Consider the following 16,667-nt stretch of genomic DNA (forward strand, 5'->3'; position numbering starts at 1 on the left):
TGAGGCTAACAGACCGGGCCGGCGCCGGCCGCTTCAGATGGGCCGGCCCGATTTCCTTTCCCGCAGGCCCTCAGCCTGCCGCGCCGCCGCGCCGCTCGCGGGCGTCCTTCGCCAGTTCGCGGCGCAGGATCTTCATGGCGGCGCTCTTGGGCAGCTCGTCCCGGAATTCCACGCTGCGCGGGGCCTTGTAGCTGCTCAGGAGCTGGCGGCAGTGGGCGATGATCTCGGCCTCGGTCGCCTGCGCGCCGGGCTTGAGGGCCACGACCGCATGCACCGTCTCGCCCCGGTAGGCGTCGGGCAGGCCCACGGCGGCGGCTTCCAGCACGGCGGGGTGCGACATCAGCGCCTCCTCGACCTCGCGGGGGTAGATGTTGTGGCCGCCCGCGATGATCAGGTCCTTCTTGCGGTCCACGATACGGAAGTACCCGCGCTCGTCCATCGTCGCCATGTCGCCGGTCAGCAGCCAGGTGCGCCCGAAGGCTTCCTTGAGGGTGGTGGCCGTCTCGGCGGGTTTCTGCCAGTAGCCCTGCATCACCATCGGGCCGGCGACCCACAGCTCGCCGACCTCGCCGGTACCTACCGGCTGGCCGTCCTCGCCGACCACCAGCGCGTCCACGCCCGGCAGCGGCAGGCCGATGCTGCCGTCCTCCTGCTCGCCCTGCACCGGGTTGACGTGCGTGACCGGGCTCGCCTCGGTCAGGCCGTAGCCCTCGACCAGATTGGCCCCGTTGGTGATCTCGCGGAACCGGCGGGCCGTTTCGTGCAGCAGGGGCGCGCTGCCGCTGATGCACGCGCGCACGCTGCTCAGGTCGTAGTTCGGGGTGTCGGGGTGGTTGTTGATGGCGTTGTACAGCGTGGGGACGCCCGGAAACAGCGTCGCCCTGCTCGTCTGGATCTGGCCCAGCACCATGCGGATGTCGCGGGCGTTGGGGACCAGCACCATCGTCGCGCCGGTCAGGACGCTCAGGTTCATGCCGACCGTCATGCCGTACACGTGGAAAAACGGAATGGCCGCCAGCGTGATCTCCTGGTCGGGGCGCAGGTCGCTCATCCACGCGCGCGACTGCTCGCAGTTGGCGATGAGGTTGGCGTGGGTCAGCACCGCGCCCTTGGGCACCCCGGTCGTGCCCCCGGTGTACTGGAGCAGCGCCGGCTCGTCGCTCGACACCGTTACCGGGCGCGGCTCGGGCGGCTGCGAGGCCACGGCCGCCGCGAAGGGCAGCACCGCCGCGTCGCCGTAGTCCACCTCGGTCCAGGTGCCTTCACGTCGGGCCTTGAGGGGATACAGCACGCTCTTGGGAAAGGGCAGCGCCTCCTGGATACCCGCCACGAGGACCCGCTTGACCGGCACGCGCTGCCGGATCTCCTCGTAGCGCGGGTAGAAGCTGTCGAGCAGGATCAGCGTCTCGCTGCCGCTGTCCACGAGCTGCTGTTCGAGTTCGTGCGCCACGTACAGCGGGCTGGTGTTCACCGCGACCGCCCCCGCGATCAGCGTGCCGTAGAAGGCGGTCACGAACTGCGGGCAGTTGGGCAGCATGATCGCCACGCGGTCGCCCTTCTTGACGCCCATCTTCTGCAGCGCCAGCGCCAGCCGCCGCGCGTCACGCCACAGCGCCGCGTAGCTCGTCTGCGCGCCCAGGAAACTCAGGGCCGTGCGCCCCGGAACGCGCGCCGCCGTGCGTTCCAGCAGCTCCGGCAGGGTCAGGTCGCTGGGGCGGAAGTCGCGCGGCACGCCCAGCTCGTAGTGGCTCAGCCACGGGCGCGGCAGCTCGGGCAGGGAGGTGGGGGCGGCGCTGACAGGAAAGGAAGAGGAAAAGGTCATGACGGGGGTCCTCGTTGGGTCGGGCACTCGGGCGGACCGGGCGGCCCACAGGGCGGCCGCATCTGCATGCAGGTCGCGCGCTCAGGTTGATGTTGGACCCAGTATAAACATAGTCCCGGTCCAAACCAAAGTGCGCCCGGCCGCCGCGCCCGCCTACAGCACGAGGACGCCGTGGTGCTTGGCCTTGTCCTGCGGCTCGACGTGGATGGTGACCTGCACCTCGTCCAGTTCGGCGCGCAGGGCGTCTTCGAGGCGGTCGCAGATGGCGTGGGCCTCGCGCACCGACATCTCGCCGGGCACCACGAGGTGAAAGTCGATGAAGGTCAGGGTGCCCGAAGTCCGGGTGCGCAGGTCATGCATCTCCAGCGCGCCCTCGGCGTGTTCGCGCATGGCCTGGCGGATGCGCGTCTCGGTGGGGCTGTCCACGCCCGCGTCCATCAGGCCGCCCACACTGCGGCTCAGCAGGCCCCAGCCGCTCCACAGGATGTTCAGCGCGACCAGAATCGCCAGCAGGGGGTCCAGGACCGCCCAGCCGGTCAGGACCGCGAGCACCACCCCGACCACCACGCCGATGCTGGTGACCACGTCGGTCAGGATGTGCTGCCCGTCGGCCAGCAGCGCGGGGCTGCGGGTGCGCCGGCCCGCGCGCAGCAGCACGGCCGCCCAGGCCCCGTTGATCAGGCTCGCCAGCACGTTGACGCCCAGCCCGGCCCACGCCGCCTCGACCGGGCGCGGCGCGAACAGGTCCGGCACCGCGATGCGCAGGATGCCCACCGCCGCCAGCACGATCAGCACGCCCTCGGCCACCGCGCTGAGGTACTCGGCCTTGGTGTGGCCGTAGGGGTGGTTCGCGTCGGCCGGGCGCGCCGCGACCCACAGCGCCAGCAGCGCCGCGCCCGAGGCCACCACGTTGATGATGCTCTCCAGCGCGTCCGAGAGCAGGGCCACGCTGCCGGTCATGCGGTAGGCCACGAACTTCAGCCCCAGCACCCCCAGCGCGACCACCACCCCCAGCGCGGCGAGCCGGATGGGGGAGACGGAGGAGGGACGGGCAGGAGACGCGACCATCCGGCGAGCGTAACAGGGTTAGGTCAGGCGAAAACGGGGTTAGGCGCGGCGAAACCCGCTACCCGGACGGGAACAGCCGGTCAGGTGCCGCCCCCCTGGAGGTGGCCGTCGAGCAGGTGCAGGGTGCGGTCGGCGCGCGCGGCGAGGCGGTCGTCGTGGGTGACGAGCAGCACGCCCGCGCCCTGTTCGCGGGCCAGCGACACGAGCAGCCCGGCCACCGTCTCGGCCCCGGCGCGGTCCAGGCTGCCGGTCGGTTCGTCGGCCAGCACGGCGGCGGGCTGCGCGGCCAGGGCGCGGGCCACGGCCACGCGCTGGCGCTCGCCGCCGCTCAGCACGCCCGGCAGCGCGCCGGCGCGGTCGAGCAGCCCCACCCGCGCGAGCAGTTCGCGCGCCCGCTCGGTGCCCCCCCGCCCGCTGAGCTGCGTCGGGATCAGGAGGTTTTGCAGCACGGTCAGGTCCTCGAGGAGATAGTGGTGCTGGAACACCAGCCCGATGCGCCCGGCCCGCCGCGACGCCCGCTCCTGCACGCCGAGCTGGTCGCAGCGTTCGCCCGCCCAGTACACCTCACCGCCCTGCGGGGTGTCGAGGCCGCCCAGCAGGTGCAGCAGGGTGCTCTTGCCGCTGCCGGACGGTCCCGTGACCGCCACGACCTCGCCGGGCCAGACCTCCAGCGTGACCCCGCCCAGCACCTCGCGTTCTCCGAAGGCGTGGCGCAGCGAAACGCCCCGCAGGGCGGGAGGGTCGGCAGGTGCGGCGAGGTTCACGCGCGGCATGTTACCCGGTGGGTCTGGCGGCGGCGGCGGCTCCGGACGAATCTGTCGCGTGGGACAGCCTTTTGCGCTACACTGCCCCCGATGTCCCGACTGGACGACCTGCACCAATCTCTCCTTTTTCAAGACGTCCAGCCCGAAGCGGTCCAGGACGCGGCCAGCGCGGTCATCGAACGCCAGTTCCGCAGCGGCGACCTGCTGCTGCAACAGGACGTGCCCGGCGACGCCCTGCTGCTGCTCACGCACGGCTCGGTGCGGGTCACGCGCATGAGCGTCTCGGGCCGCGAGCGCGTGATGGGCGACATCTACGCGCCGGGCATCGTCGGTGAGACGGCCGTGCTGGAGGGCGGTGAGCGCAGCGCCACCGTGCGCGCCCTGGAAGACGTGACCGCCCTGATGCTCTACCGCGACCACTTCGACCAGATCCTGCGCCGGCACCCGCGCGTGCTGTGGAACCTCGCCCGCCTGCTGGCCCGGCGCGTGACCCTGCTCAACGACGAGCTGATCGCCCTGGGCCAGAACACCGAGACGGCCCTGGCCCACGTGCTGAGCAGCCTCTACACCCAGCGGGTGGGGGCGGGCCTCGCGCAGCCACAGATTCTGCCCCTGAACACCCAGGACATCATGAACCGCATCAGTGCCAGCCGCGAGACGGTCGCGCGCGTCATGCGCCGCCTGGAGCAGCAGAAACTGGTGCGGACGGTGGGGGGCACCATCCACCTGCTCGACCCCCAGAGGCTCGACCGCCTCGCCCTGGAGTCCGGCGACCTCGACTAGGCGGGGACGGCCGTTCCCCCGCTCCCCGGTAGAATCGGGGTATGGCTATTCTGGAAATCGACTGCCCCGTGTGCGGTGAGGTGCTGGAGCTCAGCGCCGAGGACCGCGCCGAACTGAACCCCGGCGACGTGATCGTGTGCGACTCGTGCAGCGCCGAAATGGAAGTGACCCGCAACGGCGAGGGCGAGGACTTCGAGCTCGAACTGCTGGGCATCCTCACCGAGTGCCCCAACTGCGGTGAGGAGTTCGAGGTGACCGACGACCTGCTCAGCGCCGCGCCGGTGATCGAGAGCGCGGACGGCGCGGCTGTCAGCCTCGTGGACTGTCCGCACTGCCACGCCCGTATCGAGCTGGAATTCGAGCCGGACCCTGCCGAGCCTTCCGTCTCGGGTCGCTGAGCTGTCTAGGCAATATCAAACGAAAAAAGAATCAGCGTTTAACCTATCAAACGCAAGGAGATTACGATGCCTACTGTTCAATTTGAAAACCCCGAAACCGGAGCCATCATCGAACTGACCAACCCCGAGCTGGGCGAGCTGGTCATCGACGAAGATACGGGCGTGGAATACGAAGTCGTCTCGGTGGACCCGCCCCGCCTAGAAGCCGCCCCGCAGGAAGCGGAGGACTGGGGCGAGTGACTCGGGACGTGGGGGGGCGGCCAGCGGCGGAGACGCCCTGCGCCGCCCCCTCACCCTGAGCCGTCCCGGAGACGCCATGGCCGATCTCGCTGTTCTGTACGACCGCATCCGCCCCGACGAGAAGATGCTCTTCGAGGCCCTCGACGGGCTGGGCGTGCCCTACGACAAGGTGTACACGCCGCAGCTCAAGGTGACCTTCGACGAGGCCGGGCGTGCCCAGGTGCCCTGGCGCGTCGCCATCGAACGCTGCGTGAGCCAGACGCGCGGGCACGCCGTGACGCGCGCCCTCGAAGCCTTCGGTGTGCAGGTCGTCAACCCCTCGCACGTCATCGAGCTGTGCGGCGACAAGCTCGCCACCAACGCGCGTCTCGCGGCGGCCGGGCTGCCCACGCCGCGCACCGGGGTCGCCTTCGACAGCGGCGCGGCGCTGGAACTCATCGAGGAGATGGGCTACCCGGTGGTCCTCAAGCCGACCGTCGGCAGCTGGGGCCGCATGGTGAGCAAGCTCAACGACCGCGACGCCGCCGAGGCCGTCATCGAGCACAAGGAGGTGCTGGGCGGACCGCAGCACGGCGTCTTCTACGTGCAGGAGCTGATCGACAAGCCCGAGCGCGACATCCGCGCCTTCGTGGTGGGCGGGGAGTGCATCGGGGCGATCTACCGCACCTCGGGCCACTGGATCACCAACACGGCGCGCGGCGGCAAGGCGAGCAACTGCGAGGTCACGCCCGAACTGGCCGACCTCGCGCTGCGCTCGGCGGCGGCCGTGCAGGGGCAGATCGTCGCCATCGACCTCGTCGAGGACCCGCGGCGCGGCCTACTCGTCATCGAGATCAACCACACCATGGAATTCAAGAACAGTGTGGCGACCACCGGCGTGGACATCCCGCGCCGCATGGGCGAGTACGCCCTGAGCCTGCTGGGCTGACCCGCGCAGGCGAGGCCCCCATGCGGCCCACATGGGCTAGATTGTGAGTCGCATGGCAGTTGCCGGAAGCGTGATCGGAGACGGTGTGCGGCTCGTTCGCCTGCTGGGGCGCGGCTCGCACAGCGCCGTGTATTTCGCCGTCGACCGCGAGGGCCAGCCGCGCTCGGTGAAGGTGTTTCCCGACTACCTCGCCCCCTTCGCCGACCGCGAGTACGCCCACGGGGTCGGCCTGACCCATTCCCGCCTCGCCCCGGTGCTGGCCCGCACGGCGCTGGAGGAGTGCCCCGCCCTGGTCCTGACCTACGCGCGCGGGCAGACCCTCTTTCAGCGTTACGTCTCGCGTCCGGCGCTCCTGGCCGAGCGCCAGGCCTTCTTGCTCACGATGACGCACCTGCTCGACGCCCTGGGCTACTTGCACGGGCGCGGGCTGGTCCACCGCGACATCAAGCCCGACAACATCATCGTGGAGCCGGAGGGGGCCGCCAAGCTGGTCGACTACGACCTCTCGGGCCGCGCCTACGAACCGCTGGCGCTGCCCACCCGTATCGGCACGGGCGCCTTCCTGAGTCCGGAGGCGGCGCGCGGCGATCCCCAGGGCCCCGAGAGCGACCTGTACGGTGTGGGGGTGCTGCTGGGCTGGGGCATCCACGGGCAACTGCTGACGCCCGGCGAGGCCGCGCCCATGACCCGCGACCCCCTGACGCCCCTGTGGCGCTCGCTCACGCGGCCCGACCGCCGTGCCCGCCCCCGGGACGCCGCCGCCGTGCGCGCCGAACTGCTGGAGCTGGCGCAAAAACCGCTCTGAGACGGAACAGTCGGCTCCGGAAGGGCAGCGGCGGCGGCTCAGGCGGCCCGGCTCAGTCGGGCGGGGTCCCATGGCCGGAGCGTGCCGAACAGCAGGTCGAGGTCGTCGTGCAGCGCGTGATCCGGCGCGGCGGGCAGGTCGGGAGACGCCGCCGCCAGGGTCAGCACTTCCTCGACCGTTCCGGCGTGCAGGGTCAGGGCCGGCCGGTCGTCCCGGCCCACCAGGAGGGCCGCCTCCCCCTGCCGGGTCACCCCCAGGGTCACGGTCCATAAAGAGGCCGCGTCCTCCACGGTCACCTGCCAGAGGACACGGCGCATCTCGGACGGGCTGCTCAGGCGCGCGCGTGGGCCTTGAGGCGGTCGCCGTAGTACTTGCGCAGTTTGGCGACCTTGGGGGCGATCACGGCGGCGCAGTAGGGCTGGCGCGGGTTGTTGGCGAAGTAGTCCTGGTGGTAGTCCTCGGCCACATAGAACTCGCTCGCGGGCTCGATGGTGGTCACGATGGGCCGGTCGAAGACGTTCTGTGCCCCCAGGTCGGCGAAGACCTCGCGGGTCTCGCGTTCCTGCTCGGCGCTCAGCGGGAACACGGCGCTGCGGTACTGCGTGCCCACGTCGGCCCCCTGGCGGTTGAGGCTGGTCGGGTCGTGGGTCGCCATGAACAGGCCCAGCAGGTCCTTGTAGCTCACCTGGGCGGGGTCGAAGGTCACGCGCACGGCCTCGGCGTGGCCGGTGTCACCGCCACACACCGCGCGGTAGGTGGGGTCGGGCACGTCGCCGCCTATGTAGCCGCTCTCGACCTTGTCCACCCCCTGGATGTCCTTGAGAACCGCCTCGGTGCACCAGAAGCAGCCCCCGGCGAAGATCGCCTGTTCCTTGCCTTGCGTTCCGTTCGTCATTGAGGCATTTTCGCGCGTCCGGGCCAGGTGCAGCGGAACGCAGCCCACGGTCGGCATCAAGCGTTAAAGCAAGGTCAAGATGAGAAGCGGTCCGCACTCAGCGCAGGAAAAAGAGTCGCGCCGCCACCAGCAGGATGATCCCGCCGTACATCCACTTCACGAAGGCCGAGCCGCGCAGCATCGCCATGCGGGCCCCCAGCATGGCCCCCAGCGCGTTGGCGACGCCCATCGGCAGCCCGATCCACCACACCATCTGCCCGCTCGTGAGGAAAAAGAGGAACGCGCCCAGGTTCGTGGCGAAGTTGATGGTGCGCGCGTTGCCGCTTGACCGCACCAGATTGAAGCCCGCGAGCGCGAACAGGAACATCAGGAAGGTGCCGGTGCCGGGGCCGAGAAAGCCGTCGTACATTCCGATGATCAGTGCGCCCGGCAGCGTGAGGGCCAGCGTGCGCGCCGTCAGGCCGGGGTAGCGGTCCTCCAGCCCGAAGCGCTTGTTGGCGAGCACCAGCACCCCCACGCCCAGGATGACCACGCCCACCAGGGTCTGGAAGGCGGCCGGCGACACGAAATGCACGAGGTAGGCCCCCAGCGCGCTGCCGAGCAGGGCCAGCGGAACCAGCCGCAGCACGAGCGCCTTCTCGACATGTCCCTTGCGCCAGTACTGCGCGGTCGCGCTGCCCGAGCCGAAGATGGCGAGCAGCTTGTTCGTCGCCACGACCTGCGCGGGGTTCAAGCCCATGAGCAGCAGCGTGGGCAGCGTGATGGTGCCGCCGCCCCCCGCCACCGCGTCGATGAAGCCCGCCAGAAAGGCGAGGGGGAGACCGTAGAGCAGCACTTCGGGGCCGGGCACCTGCGGACTGTAGCAGCCCCCCGGGGAAGGGGGTTCGGCCCGCCCGGACGCCCGCTCCCGTTCCCGCCTGGTCTGAACGTGCCGCGCGCGCCCCCAAAAAGGCCGTGCTAGCCTCGCCCCCATGTGTGCCGCCTCGCTGCCCGACACCGCGACCTTTCCCTTCGAGACGGCGGTGGTGGCGGGCGTGGGACTCATCGGGGGCAGCGTGGCGCTGGGGCTGCGTCAGCGGCTGCTGGCCCGGCGGGTCATCGGCTACGACGCCAACCCCGAGGTGCTGCGCGAGGCCCAGGCGCTGGGCGTGGTGGACGAGATCCGCACCAGCCCCGGCGAGTGGCTGCGCGCCGCCGACCTCGTGGTCCTGGCCTCGCCCATGCGGACCCTTTCGCCGCTGGCCCGCGACCTCGCGCCCTTCCTGAGCCCGGCCGCCCTGGTCACCGACGTGGGCAGCGTGAAGTCGGGCATCACCGCCGAGATGGAGGCGCTGGGCGTGCGCCAGTTCGTCGCCGGGCACCCGATGGCGGGCAGCGAGCGCGGCGGGGTCACGCACGCCCGCGCCGCGCTGCTGGAAAACGCCGTCTGGGTGCTGACCCCGGGCGACCACACCCCCCTGACCGCCCTGAGCCGGGCGCGCACCCTGGTCGAGGCGCTGGGGGCCGCCCCGGTGGTCATGCCGCCCGACGCGCACGACGCGCTCGTGGCGACCATCAGCCACCTGCCGTACCTCGCCAGCCTCGCCCTGACGCACATGGTCGCCCGCGACGAGCGCCTGAGCCTGCTGGCCGCCGGGGGCTTCCGCGACCTGACCCGCGTGGCGAGCGGCGACCCGCGCATGAGCCGCGACATGGTCGTCGAAAACAAGGCGGCGCTGCGGGGGGCCCTGGCGCGTTTCCGGCGGCAGCTCGAGCGCCTGGAGGCCGACCTCGACGACCCCGAGGAGTTGCTCGCGGCGGCCGCTGAGGGCAAGCGCACCCGCGACAGCCTGCCGGTGGTCAAGCGCAGCCTGCTGCCCCCCAAGCACGATCTCGTGGTGGCGGTGCCCGACCAGCCCAACCAGATCGGCGCGGTGACGCAGGCGCTCGGGGCGTCGGGCGTGAACATCAAGGACATCGAGGTGCTGGCCATCCGCGAGGAGGGCGGGGCGCTGCGCCTGGGCCTCGAATCGCCCGAGGAGGTCTCCCGCGCCGCCGAGATTCTGCGTGCCGAGGGCTTCGAGGTGCGCGGCCGGGGCTGAGCCGTCCGGCGCAGGTGCCCGCCCGCACAGAGCCGTTACCCTGCGCCATGCCCAACCCCGCCCAGGCCCGCCTCGAAGCCGCCCTTCCCGCCGCGCTCGAGCGCCTCCGGGCGACCTCCGGCGTGTACGCGGCGCTGTGGTGCGGCTCGGCGGCGCGCGGCGAGGCGACCGCCCACAGCGACCTGGATTTCCACGCCCTGGTGGGCGGCAACCGGCGCTGGCGCAGCAACTTCACGGTGCGGGGCGTGCCGGTCGAGGTCTTCCACAACCCGGCCCGCCAGATCCGCGCGCTGCTGGCTGCCGGGGACGCCGCCACCGTCGCCATGTTCGCCCAGGGGCGGCCCGCGCTGCCCCACCCTGAGCTGGACGCCCTGTGTGCCGAGGCGCGGGCGCGGTACGCCGCCGGCCCTGCGCCGCGCCTGCCGACCGAGGCCGAACGCTTCGCCCTGATCGAGGAACTGATGGACGCCCGCGCGCAGGCCGACGCGGGCGACCCGGTGCATGCCGTGACGGTGCTGACGGCGCTCTCGCGCCAGCTCATGCCGCTGCTGTATGCCCGGCACGGCTGGTGGGGGGTCAAGCGCGAGCACTGGGCGCGCGACCTGGGCGAGCGGGCCCCGGACCTCGCCGCCGAGCTGCGCGCCCTTCTGGTCGCCCCGGACCTCGCGGCGCGGCAGGCCGCCTTCGAGACGCTGGTCCGGCGTGTGACCGGCGACCTCACCTACCGCGAGGTGCCGCCCGAGCCGCAGGAGGCAGGCGGCCTGTAGCGTGTAGATAAATAAAGAGCAGACGGCCAGCCCGCCCCTCCTTTTGCTCCACAAGCCACAAGCGACGAGCCACACGCTTCCCCGTAACACCCCCGACAGAACCCGCCGCCTACGCTGGGCGCCATGATCGAGGTCAGCCACTACAGCAAGCGCTACGGCACCCACCTGGCCGTCGCCGACCTGAGTTTCACGGTGCGGCCGGGCGCGGTGTTCGGGCTGCTGGGCAGCAACGGCGCGGGCAAGACCACCACCATCCGCGCGCTCGTGGGCCTGACCCGCCCGACCTCGGGCACGGTGCGCGTGCAGGGCTTCGACGTGTGGCGCGAGCCGGTGCGCGCCAAGGCGGCCTTCGGGTATATCCCCGACCGGCCCTACCTGTACGGCAAACTCACGGCGCGCGAGCTGCTGCGCTTCGTGGGCGACCTCTACCGGGTGCCGGACGCCGCCTCCGGGATCGACCGCTGGCTGGAGTTCTTCCGCCTGACCGACTTCGGCAACGAGCTGCTCGAAACCTACTCGCACGGCATGCGCCAGAAGGTCGCCATCGTGGCCGCGCTGCTGCCCGACCCGCCGGTCCTGATCGTGGACGAGCCGATGGTGGGCCTGGACCCCCACGCCGCGCGGCAGGTGCGCGAACTGTTCCGGGGGCACGCCGACCGGGGCCGCACAGTGCTCCTCACCACCCACTCGCTGCCGCTGGCCGAGGCCGTGTGCGACCGTCTGGTGGTTCTCGACCGGGGCCGCGTGCTGGGCGAGGGCACCCTGGACGACCTGCGCGCCCAGACCGGCACCGAGGCGGGCGGCGTGCACGGCGACAGCCTGGAGCGCATCTTCTTCCGGCTGCTGGAGGAGGAACAGGCCGAGGCCACGCGGGCGCGTGAGGGGGCCGCCGGATGACAGTCCGGCCCGCGCCCCGCACGGCCGCGCCCCCGCGCCCCCCCAGCCTGCTGCGCCTCAAGGCGACCGCGCTGGGGCACGCCCTGCGCCGCGCGCCGCGTGCCGGGCTGGCTTTCCTGGCCCTGCTGGGCGCGCTTCTGCTCTGGGCCGAGGTCTGGGGCACCTGGCAGGCGCTGAGCTTCCTGGGCCGCTTCGGCGACCTGGGCCTGAACGTGTTCGGGCGCGTGCTGGAGATCGGCCTGATCACCCTGACGAGTGGCGTGACCTTCAGCGCCACGACCACCGCCATCCAGACGCTCTATCTCAGCGACGACCTGAATTTTCTGCTCACGGGGCCGATCAGCACCTGGCGCGTCTTCGCCCTCAAGGTCTTCGAGACGTTCCTGAACGCGGCGCTCGTGCCCGTGGCCCTGACCCTGCCGCTCCTCCTGACGGTCGCTGCGTACTTCCGCGCCCCGGTGTGGGCCTACCCGGTGATGGTGCTCGCCGACCTCCTGACCTTCGCCGCGCCGGTCGGGCTGGGGGCGCTGCTGGCCGTGCTCCTCATGCGCGTGGCCCCGGTGGGCCGAGTACGCGAGGTGAGCACGGCGCTGGGGGTCCTCATCAGTGCGGGGCTGGTGTACGCCATCCGCGCGCTGCGGCCCGAAGTCCTCGTGCAGCGCGCGCAGGACCCCGAGAAGCTCGAAGCGTTGCTGCGGCAGTTCGCCGGCCCGACCAGTCCCTTCCTGCCGCCCTCGTGGGCCGCGCAGGGCATCTGGGGGGCGGCGCACGGCACGCTTGCCTGGCCGCTGCTGCCGCTGGCCCTGCTCACGGCCGGGCTGCTGCTGGGCGCGGCGGCCCTGGCGGCCCACGCCTACCAGGAGGGCTGGGCGCGGGCCCTGGACTCCAGCCGCCCGAAACTGGACCCCCGGTCCCGCCCGGCCTCCTGGGGCGAGCGCATGCTGGGCCGCCTGGGCCCCGGCGGCTCCCTCGCGTACAAGGACCTGCGCCTGACCCTGCGCGACCCGACGCAGTGGAGCCAGCTCCTGATCGTGGCAGCGCTGGCGGGCGTGTACCTCGTGAGCGTGCGGGCCGTGCCCGTGCCGGTGCCGCAGTTCCGGGGCATCCTCGGGTACATCCAGCTCGCCTTCCAGGGCTTCATCGTGGCGGGGGTGGCGGTGCGCCTCGCCTTTCCGGCCGTGTCGCAGGAGGGCCGCGCGTACTGGCTGCTGCGCACCGCGCCGCTCAGCCCCCGGCAACTGGTGCTCAGCAAGTTCCTGGGCGTGCTGCCGGTCACGCTCGTGCTGGGCCTGGTCATGGGGGTCGCCAGCGCCCTGAGCATGGCCCTGGCCCCCACGCTGCTGCTCCTGAGCGTGCTCGTGTCGGTCAGCAACGCCTTCGTCATCACGGCGCTGGGGGTGGGGCTGGGGGCCGCCGCGCCGCGCTTCACGGCCGACAACCCCAGCGAGATCGGCGTCAGCCCCGGCGGGCTGGCCTTCATGGGTCTGTCGCTGGCCTATTCGGTGCTGTGCCTGCTGCTGCTCGCCCGGCCCGCGACCGCCAGCGTCCTGCGCCCCGACCTCTACCCCGGTTACGCGGCCCTGGGCACGCCCGAGGGGGTGCTGGGCCTGGCGGGCCTCGCGCTGGCGACCGGGCTGGGCACCGTCCTGAGCCTGCGCCTGGGCTGGACGCGGCTCGACCGGCTGGAATAGGCGCGGTGCCGCCGCAGGCCGGGCGTATACTCCCCGCGTCTCACCCGCCTTCCGGCACTGCCTGAGCAGATGCCGCCCCCTCCGCGCTCCCGTCTTCAGCCCGAGGTCATCCATGCCGCTCGATCCCACTGTCCAGGTCCTCCTGAATCAACTCGCGGGGATGCCCGTGCCCACCAGCATCGAGCAGATGCGCGCGGGCCGGAGCGTCTCGGCCATGCCCACGCGCCCGGTCACGGTCGGCCCCGTGCGCGACCTGAGCCTGCCCGGCCCCGCCTCCGAGCTGCCCGCGCGCCTGTACACCCCGGCGGGCGAGGCCCCGGCGGCGGGCTGGCCGCTGGCGGTGTTCTTTCACGGCGGCGGCTTCGTGCTGGGCGACATCGCCAGCCATGACGGCCTGTGCCGCGAGCTGTGCGCCTCGGGCACGGTCGCGGTCCTGAGCGTCGAGTACCGCCTCGCCCCCGAATACCCCTTTCCGGCCCCGGTGGACGACGCCTACGCGGCCTACCTGTGGGCGGCCTCGCACGCGGCCGAGCTGGGCGCCGATCCCGCGCGTCTGGCGGTGGCGGGCGACAGCGCGGGAGCGGGCCTGAGCATCGCCGTGACCCTGCGCGCCCGCGACGAGGGCGGCCCCGCCCCCCAGGCCCAGCTCCTGATCTACCCGCCGGCCGACCTCCTGAACGAGTCCGGGTCGCGCCGCGCCAACGCCGAGGGCTACTTCCTGACCCGCGACATGATGGCGATGTTCGGCCGGGCGTACATCACCGACCCCGCGCACCTCTCGCACCCGCACGTCTCGCCGATTCTGGCCGAGCTGCGTGACCTGCCGCCCGCCCTGATCCTGACCGCCGAGTTCGACCCCCTGCACGACGAGGGCGTGGCCTACGCCCAGGCCCTGCGCGCAGCGGGCAACCACGTCGAGGAACTCGCCGGCCCCGGCCTGATCCACGGCTTCGCCAACATGACGGCCCTGGTGCCCGCCGCCGCCGCCCTGATCGACCGGGCCGGGGCGTGGCTGGGCCAGCGGCTGCGTTCCTAGACGCGCCGCGCCCCGACCCCCACGCGGGGCCGGTATGCTGGGCCGCATGATTCTCTGGCTCGTGGTGGTCGCCATTCTCTTCAGCGCGACCCTCATTCTCGCGCTCTCGCTGGGGCCGCTGAAAACGGCCGCCAACGTGGGCACCATCCGGGCCTTCGCCGCCGTGCAGTACGTGGCGGCGGCCCTGCTCGCGGGCGCGCGGGCGCTGGGCAAGGCGTGAGCGGCGTCTCCCTGCTCGACCTGCACTTCCAGGACGTGCCCGGCGTGATCGCGGCCTACGTCTTCGATACCGGCGACGGCCTCGCCCTCGTGGACACCGGCCCCGGCAGCACGCTCGGTGCCCTGGAAGCCGGCCTGGACAGCCTGGGGGCCTCGCTGCGCGACGTGCGCCACGTCCTGCTCACGCACGTGCACCTCGACCACGCGGGCGCGGCCGGCACCGTGCTGTCGCGCGTGCCCCGCGCCCGCGCCTACGTGCACGAGCGCGGCGCGGCGCACCTCGCCCGCCCCGAGCGGCTGCTCGCCAGCGCCGCCCAGATCTACGGCGACCAGATGGAGCGCCTGTGGGGCGAGTTCCTGCCGGTAGACCCCGACCGCCTGAAGGTCCTCTCGGGCGGCGAGCACTGGCGCGCGGGCGACCTCGAACTGCGCGCCCTGTACACGCCCGGCCACGCGGTCCACCACCTCGCCTACGTGGCGGGCGACGACGTGTTCGTGGGCGACGTGGGCGGCATCCGCCTCTCGGAGCGCCAGACACCCCGCGCCCCCACGCCGCCGCCCGACATCGACCTGGAGGCGTGGCGAGCGAGTGTGCAGACCCTGCGCGGTCTCGACGCCCGTACCCTGCACCTCGCCCACTTCGGCGCGTACCCGCAGTCGGCGGCCCACTGGGACGGCCTGCTCGCCACCCTGGACACCGACGCCGGGCGCGTGAAGGCGGGCCTGGACGCCGGCCACAGCCCCGAGCGCCTCGCGGCCGAGTTCACTGAGCAACTGCTCGAAGACCTCGCGGCCGAGGACCCCGGCCTCCCGGACCGCTACGAATTCGCCTGCCCGCCCTGGATGAGCGTGCAGGGGCTGGCGCGCTACTGGACCCGTCGCGCGGCCCGCAGCGGCGCCGAGGCGCAGGGGAGGGGAGAATAATGCGCGTTCTCGTCATCGGCGGCGGTGGCCGCGAGCACGCCATCGTGGACGCCTGCGTCCGGCACGGCCACGAGGTGCTGTGTACGCCCGGCAATCCCGGCATCGCGCGGCTGGCCCGCATCCTCTCCGGCCCACAGGACCCTGCCGCCCTGGCCGACCTCGCCGTGCGCGAGGCGGCCGACGTGGTCGTCGTCGGCCCGGAGGCCTACCTCGCCGCCGGGGTGGTGGACGCCTGCGCGGCGCGGGGCGTGCCCGCCTTCGGCCCCACGCAGGCCGCCAGCCGCCTGGAGGGCGACAAGGCCTGGAGCAAGGCCTTCATGGTGCGCCATGGCGTGCCCACGGCCGCGCACCACTCGTTCGCGGCACTTGAGGCGGCGCTCGCGCACCTGAACGGCCTGAGCTTCCCGACCGTCGTCAAGGACGCGGGCCTGCGCGCCGGCAAGGGCGTGACCATCGCCTATACGCGCGCCGAGGCCGAGGCGGCGCTGCGCGACATCTTCACGCAGCCGCAGGCCCAGGCGGTCGTCGAGGACTTCATGACCGGCCAGGAGGTCAGCGTGCTGGCCCTGTGCGACGGCGAGCGCTACGCCCTGACCCCGCCCAGCCAGGACCACAAGACCATCTTCGAGGGCGACACCGGCCCCATGACCGGCGGCATGGGCGTGATCTGCCCCTTTCCCCTGAGCGCCGGGCAGCTGGACGTGATCCGCCGCGAGATCGTCGAGCGCACCCTGGCCGGCATGCGCGCCGACGGCGAGCCCTTCCGGGGCGTGCTGTACGCCGGGCTCATGCTCACGCCGGCCGGGCCCAAGGTCGTCGAGTTCAACGCCCGTTTCGGCGATCCCGAGGCCGAGGCCGTGCTGCCCCTGCTGGAGAGCGACCTCGCGCAGCACGCGCTGGACGCCGCGCGGGGCCAGCTCGACCCGGCCAATGTCCGCTTTCGAGGGGGCGCAAGTGCCGTGGTCGTCCTCGCCGCGCCCGGCTATCCCGCCGAACCGCGTAAGGGCATTCCCCTGGAGCTGCCCGAGCCTGACCAGGGCGACCTCATCTACCATGCGGGCACTGCCGAACAGGACGGTCAGCTCGTGAGCAGCGGTGGGCGCGTGCTCGCCGTGACCGCCACGGCCCCCACCCTCCCCGAGGCCCTGGCCCGCAGCTACGCCCTCGTGCGCCGCATCGGCTTTCCGGAGGCGCAGTACCGCCGCGACATCGGCTTCCGCCTGGGTCTGGAAGGGCCCGAGGACCCGGCCCAACCCTGAGCCGAAGTCCGGTCGCCAGCCGGGAAACGTGCCATCTGTTCCGCTTTTCACGGACAGGCGGCGCGTTTCTCCTGCCGGCGACGCAGACTC

The 16,667-nt window shown here is 72.4% G+C and carries 19 protein-coding genes; 13 read left to right on the top strand and 6 right to left on the bottom strand.

Features of this window, described 5'->3' with window-relative positions:
• Positions 1-70: 70 nt before the first annotated feature.
• The 3 genes from DGO_RS07780 to DGO_RS07790 form a co-directional block, all read right to left on the bottom strand.
• Entirely contained in the window at positions 71-1,822 is a 1,752-nt protein-coding gene (locus DGO_RS07780; RefSeq protein WP_050920726.1) for a long-chain-fatty-acid--CoA ligase, read from the bottom strand.
• 153 nt (positions 1,823-1,975) lie between these two features.
• Entirely contained in the window at positions 1,976-2,890 is a 915-nt protein-coding gene (gene mntE / locus DGO_RS07785; RefSeq protein WP_050920727.1) for a manganese efflux transporter MntE, read from the bottom strand.
• Between the two features lie 80 nt (positions 2,891-2,970).
• Complete coding sequence (locus tag DGO_RS07790; protein ID WP_043801588.1) at positions 2,971-3,663, bottom strand: ABC transporter ATP-binding protein; 693 nt, start codon at positions 3,661-3,663, stop codon at positions 2,971-2,973.
• An 81-nt stretch (positions 3,664-3,744) separates the two neighbouring features.
• Between DGO_RS07790 and DGO_RS07795 the strand changes: the two genes are divergently transcribed.
• From DGO_RS07795 to DGO_RS07815, 5 genes are all read left to right on the top strand, one after another.
• Positions 3,745-4,437, top strand: a complete 693-nt coding sequence (locus DGO_RS07795) for a Crp/Fnr family transcriptional regulator (protein ID WP_043801592.1) — start codon at positions 3,745-3,747, stop codon at positions 4,435-4,437.
• 41 nt (positions 4,438-4,478) lie between these two features.
• A complete protein-coding gene (locus DGO_RS07800; RefSeq protein ID WP_014684946.1) occupies positions 4,479-4,835 on the top strand; it encodes a zinc finger, DHP-type in 357 nt (118 codons plus the stop codon).
• A 66-nt stretch (positions 4,836-4,901) separates the two neighbouring features.
• A complete protein-coding gene (lysW, locus tag DGO_RS07805) occupies positions 4,902-5,075 on the top strand; it encodes a lysine biosynthesis protein LysW (RefSeq protein ID WP_014684947.1) in 174 nt (57 codons plus the stop codon).
• Between the two features lie 76 nt (positions 5,076-5,151).
• Positions 5,152-6,003 carry a lysine biosynthesis protein LysX gene (gene lysX, locus DGO_RS07810; RefSeq protein WP_014684948.1) on the top strand — a complete coding sequence of 284 codons (852 nt, stop codon included), beginning with the start codon at positions 5,152-5,154 and terminating at the stop codon, positions 6,001-6,003.
• A 52-nt stretch (positions 6,004-6,055) separates the two neighbouring features.
• A complete protein-coding gene (locus DGO_RS07815) occupies positions 6,056-6,808 on the top strand; it encodes a protein kinase domain-containing protein (protein WP_014684949.1) in 753 nt (250 codons plus the stop codon).
• Positions 6,809-6,846: 38 nt separating this feature from the next.
• On the opposite strand, the gene DGO_RS07820 is transcribed toward DGO_RS07815, so the two are convergent.
• The 3 genes from DGO_RS07820 to DGO_RS07830 all read right to left on the bottom strand — a co-directional run bounded on the left by DGO_RS07820 (position 6,847) and on the right by DGO_RS07830 (position 8,553).
• Positions 6,847-7,125, bottom strand: coding sequence for a hypothetical protein (locus tag DGO_RS07820; RefSeq protein ID WP_043801597.1), 279 nt, complete (start codon positions 7,123-7,125; stop codon positions 6,847-6,849).
• Between the two features lie 14 nt (positions 7,126-7,139).
• Positions 7,140-7,703 (bottom strand): peptide-methionine (S)-S-oxide reductase MsrA, encoded by a 564-nt coding sequence (msrA, locus tag DGO_RS07825; protein ID WP_014684951.1) that lies wholly within the window; start codon positions 7,701-7,703, stop codon positions 7,140-7,142.
• A 97-nt stretch (positions 7,704-7,800) separates the two neighbouring features.
• Positions 7,801-8,553 (bottom strand): TSUP family transporter, encoded by a 753-nt coding sequence (locus DGO_RS07830; RefSeq protein WP_014684952.1) that lies wholly within the window; start codon positions 8,551-8,553, stop codon positions 7,801-7,803.
• Positions 8,554-8,674: 121 nt separating this feature from the next.
• Between DGO_RS07830 and DGO_RS07835 the strand changes: the two genes are divergently transcribed.
• The 8 genes from DGO_RS07835 to purD all read left to right on the top strand — a co-directional run bounded on the left by DGO_RS07835 (position 8,675) and on the right by purD (position 16,577).
• Positions 8,675-9,784 carry a prephenate dehydrogenase gene (locus DGO_RS07835; protein WP_014684953.1) on the top strand — a complete coding sequence of 370 codons (1,110 nt, stop codon included), beginning with the start codon at positions 8,675-8,677 and terminating at the stop codon, positions 9,782-9,784.
• Between the two features lie 47 nt (positions 9,785-9,831).
• Positions 9,832-10,551 (top strand): nucleotidyltransferase domain-containing protein, encoded by a 720-nt coding sequence (locus tag DGO_RS07840; protein WP_226991319.1) that lies wholly within the window; start codon positions 9,832-9,834, stop codon positions 10,549-10,551.
• A 123-nt stretch (positions 10,552-10,674) separates the two neighbouring features.
• Positions 10,675-11,448 (top strand): ABC transporter ATP-binding protein, encoded by a 774-nt coding sequence (locus DGO_RS07845; RefSeq protein ID WP_014684955.1) that lies wholly within the window; start codon positions 10,675-10,677, stop codon positions 11,446-11,448.
• Complete coding sequence (locus tag DGO_RS07850) at positions 11,445-13,139, top strand: putative ABC transporter permease subunit (RefSeq protein WP_043801602.1); 1,695 nt, start codon at positions 11,445-11,447, stop codon at positions 13,137-13,139. Before DGO_RS07845 ends, DGO_RS07850 begins: the two co-directional genes overlap by 4 nt.
• A 112-nt stretch (positions 13,140-13,251) precedes the next feature.
• A complete protein-coding gene (locus DGO_RS07855; RefSeq protein WP_014684957.1) occupies positions 13,252-14,175 on the top strand; it encodes an alpha/beta hydrolase in 924 nt (307 codons plus the stop codon).
• A 46-nt stretch (positions 14,176-14,221) separates the two neighbouring features.
• Positions 14,222-14,395: a hypothetical protein gene (locus tag DGO_RS23790; protein WP_014684958.1), complete on the top strand. Its 174-nt coding sequence runs from the start codon at positions 14,222-14,224 to the stop codon at positions 14,393-14,395.
• Positions 14,392-15,318 (top strand): MBL fold metallo-hydrolase, encoded by a 927-nt coding sequence (locus tag DGO_RS07865; RefSeq protein ID WP_014684959.1) that lies wholly within the window; start codon positions 14,392-14,394, stop codon positions 15,316-15,318. The genes DGO_RS23790 and DGO_RS07865 overlap by 4 nt, the downstream gene beginning before the upstream one ends.
• Positions 15,318-16,577 (top strand): phosphoribosylamine--glycine ligase, encoded by a 1,260-nt coding sequence (gene purD / locus DGO_RS07870; protein WP_014684960.1) that lies wholly within the window; start codon positions 15,318-15,320, stop codon positions 16,575-16,577. Before DGO_RS07865 ends, purD begins: the two co-directional genes overlap by 1 nt.
• Positions 16,578-16,667 lie beyond the last annotated feature (90 nt).

The organism is Deinococcus gobiensis I-0 (assembly GCF_000252445.1).
Lineage (GTDB): Bacteria > Deinococcota > Deinococci > Deinococcales > Deinococcaceae > Deinococcus > Deinococcus gobiensis.

Coding starts and splice junctions, on each gene's coding strand:
- DGO_RS07780 (WP_050920726.1), bottom strand. CDS start 1,822: ATGACCTTTTCCTCTTCCTTTCCTGTCAGCGCCGCCCCCACCTCCCTG.
- mntE (WP_050920727.1), bottom strand. CDS start 2,890: ATGGTCGCGTCTCCTGCCCGTCCCTCCTCCGTCTCCCCCATCCGGCTC.
- DGO_RS07790 (WP_043801588.1), bottom strand. CDS start 3,663: ATGCCGCGCGTGAACCTCGCCGCACCTGCCGACCCTCCCGCCCTGCGG.
- DGO_RS07795 (WP_043801592.1), top strand. CDS start 3,745: ATGTCCCGACTGGACGACCTGCACCAATCTCTCCTTTTTCAAGACGTC.
- DGO_RS07800 (WP_014684946.1), top strand. CDS start 4,479: ATGGCTATTCTGGAAATCGACTGCCCCGTGTGCGGTGAGGTGCTGGAG.
- lysW (WP_014684947.1), top strand. CDS start 4,902: ATGCCTACTGTTCAATTTGAAAACCCCGAAACCGGAGCCATCATCGAA.
- lysX (WP_014684948.1), top strand. CDS start 5,152: ATGGCCGATCTCGCTGTTCTGTACGACCGCATCCGCCCCGACGAGAAG.
- DGO_RS07815 (WP_014684949.1), top strand. CDS start 6,056: ATGGCAGTTGCCGGAAGCGTGATCGGAGACGGTGTGCGGCTCGTTCGC.
- DGO_RS07820 (WP_043801597.1), bottom strand. CDS start 7,125: ATGCGCCGTGTCCTCTGGCAGGTGACCGTGGAGGACGCGGCCTCTTTA.
- msrA (WP_014684951.1), bottom strand. CDS start 7,703: ATGACGAACGGAACGCAAGGCAAGGAACAGGCGATCTTCGCCGGGGGC.
- DGO_RS07835 (WP_014684953.1), top strand. CDS start 8,675: ATGTGTGCCGCCTCGCTGCCCGACACCGCGACCTTTCCCTTCGAGACG.
- DGO_RS07840 (WP_226991319.1), top strand. CDS start 9,832: ATGCCCAACCCCGCCCAGGCCCGCCTCGAAGCCGCCCTTCCCGCCGCG.
- DGO_RS07845 (WP_014684955.1), top strand. CDS start 10,675: ATGATCGAGGTCAGCCACTACAGCAAGCGCTACGGCACCCACCTGGCC.
- DGO_RS07850 (WP_043801602.1), top strand. CDS start 11,445: ATGACAGTCCGGCCCGCGCCCCGCACGGCCGCGCCCCCGCGCCCCCCC.
- DGO_RS07855 (WP_014684957.1), top strand. CDS start 13,252: ATGCCGCTCGATCCCACTGTCCAGGTCCTCCTGAATCAACTCGCGGGG.
- DGO_RS23790 (WP_014684958.1), top strand. CDS start 14,222: ATGATTCTCTGGCTCGTGGTGGTCGCCATTCTCTTCAGCGCGACCCTC.
- purD (WP_014684960.1), top strand. CDS start 15,318: ATGCGCGTTCTCGTCATCGGCGGCGGTGGCCGCGAGCACGCCATCGTG.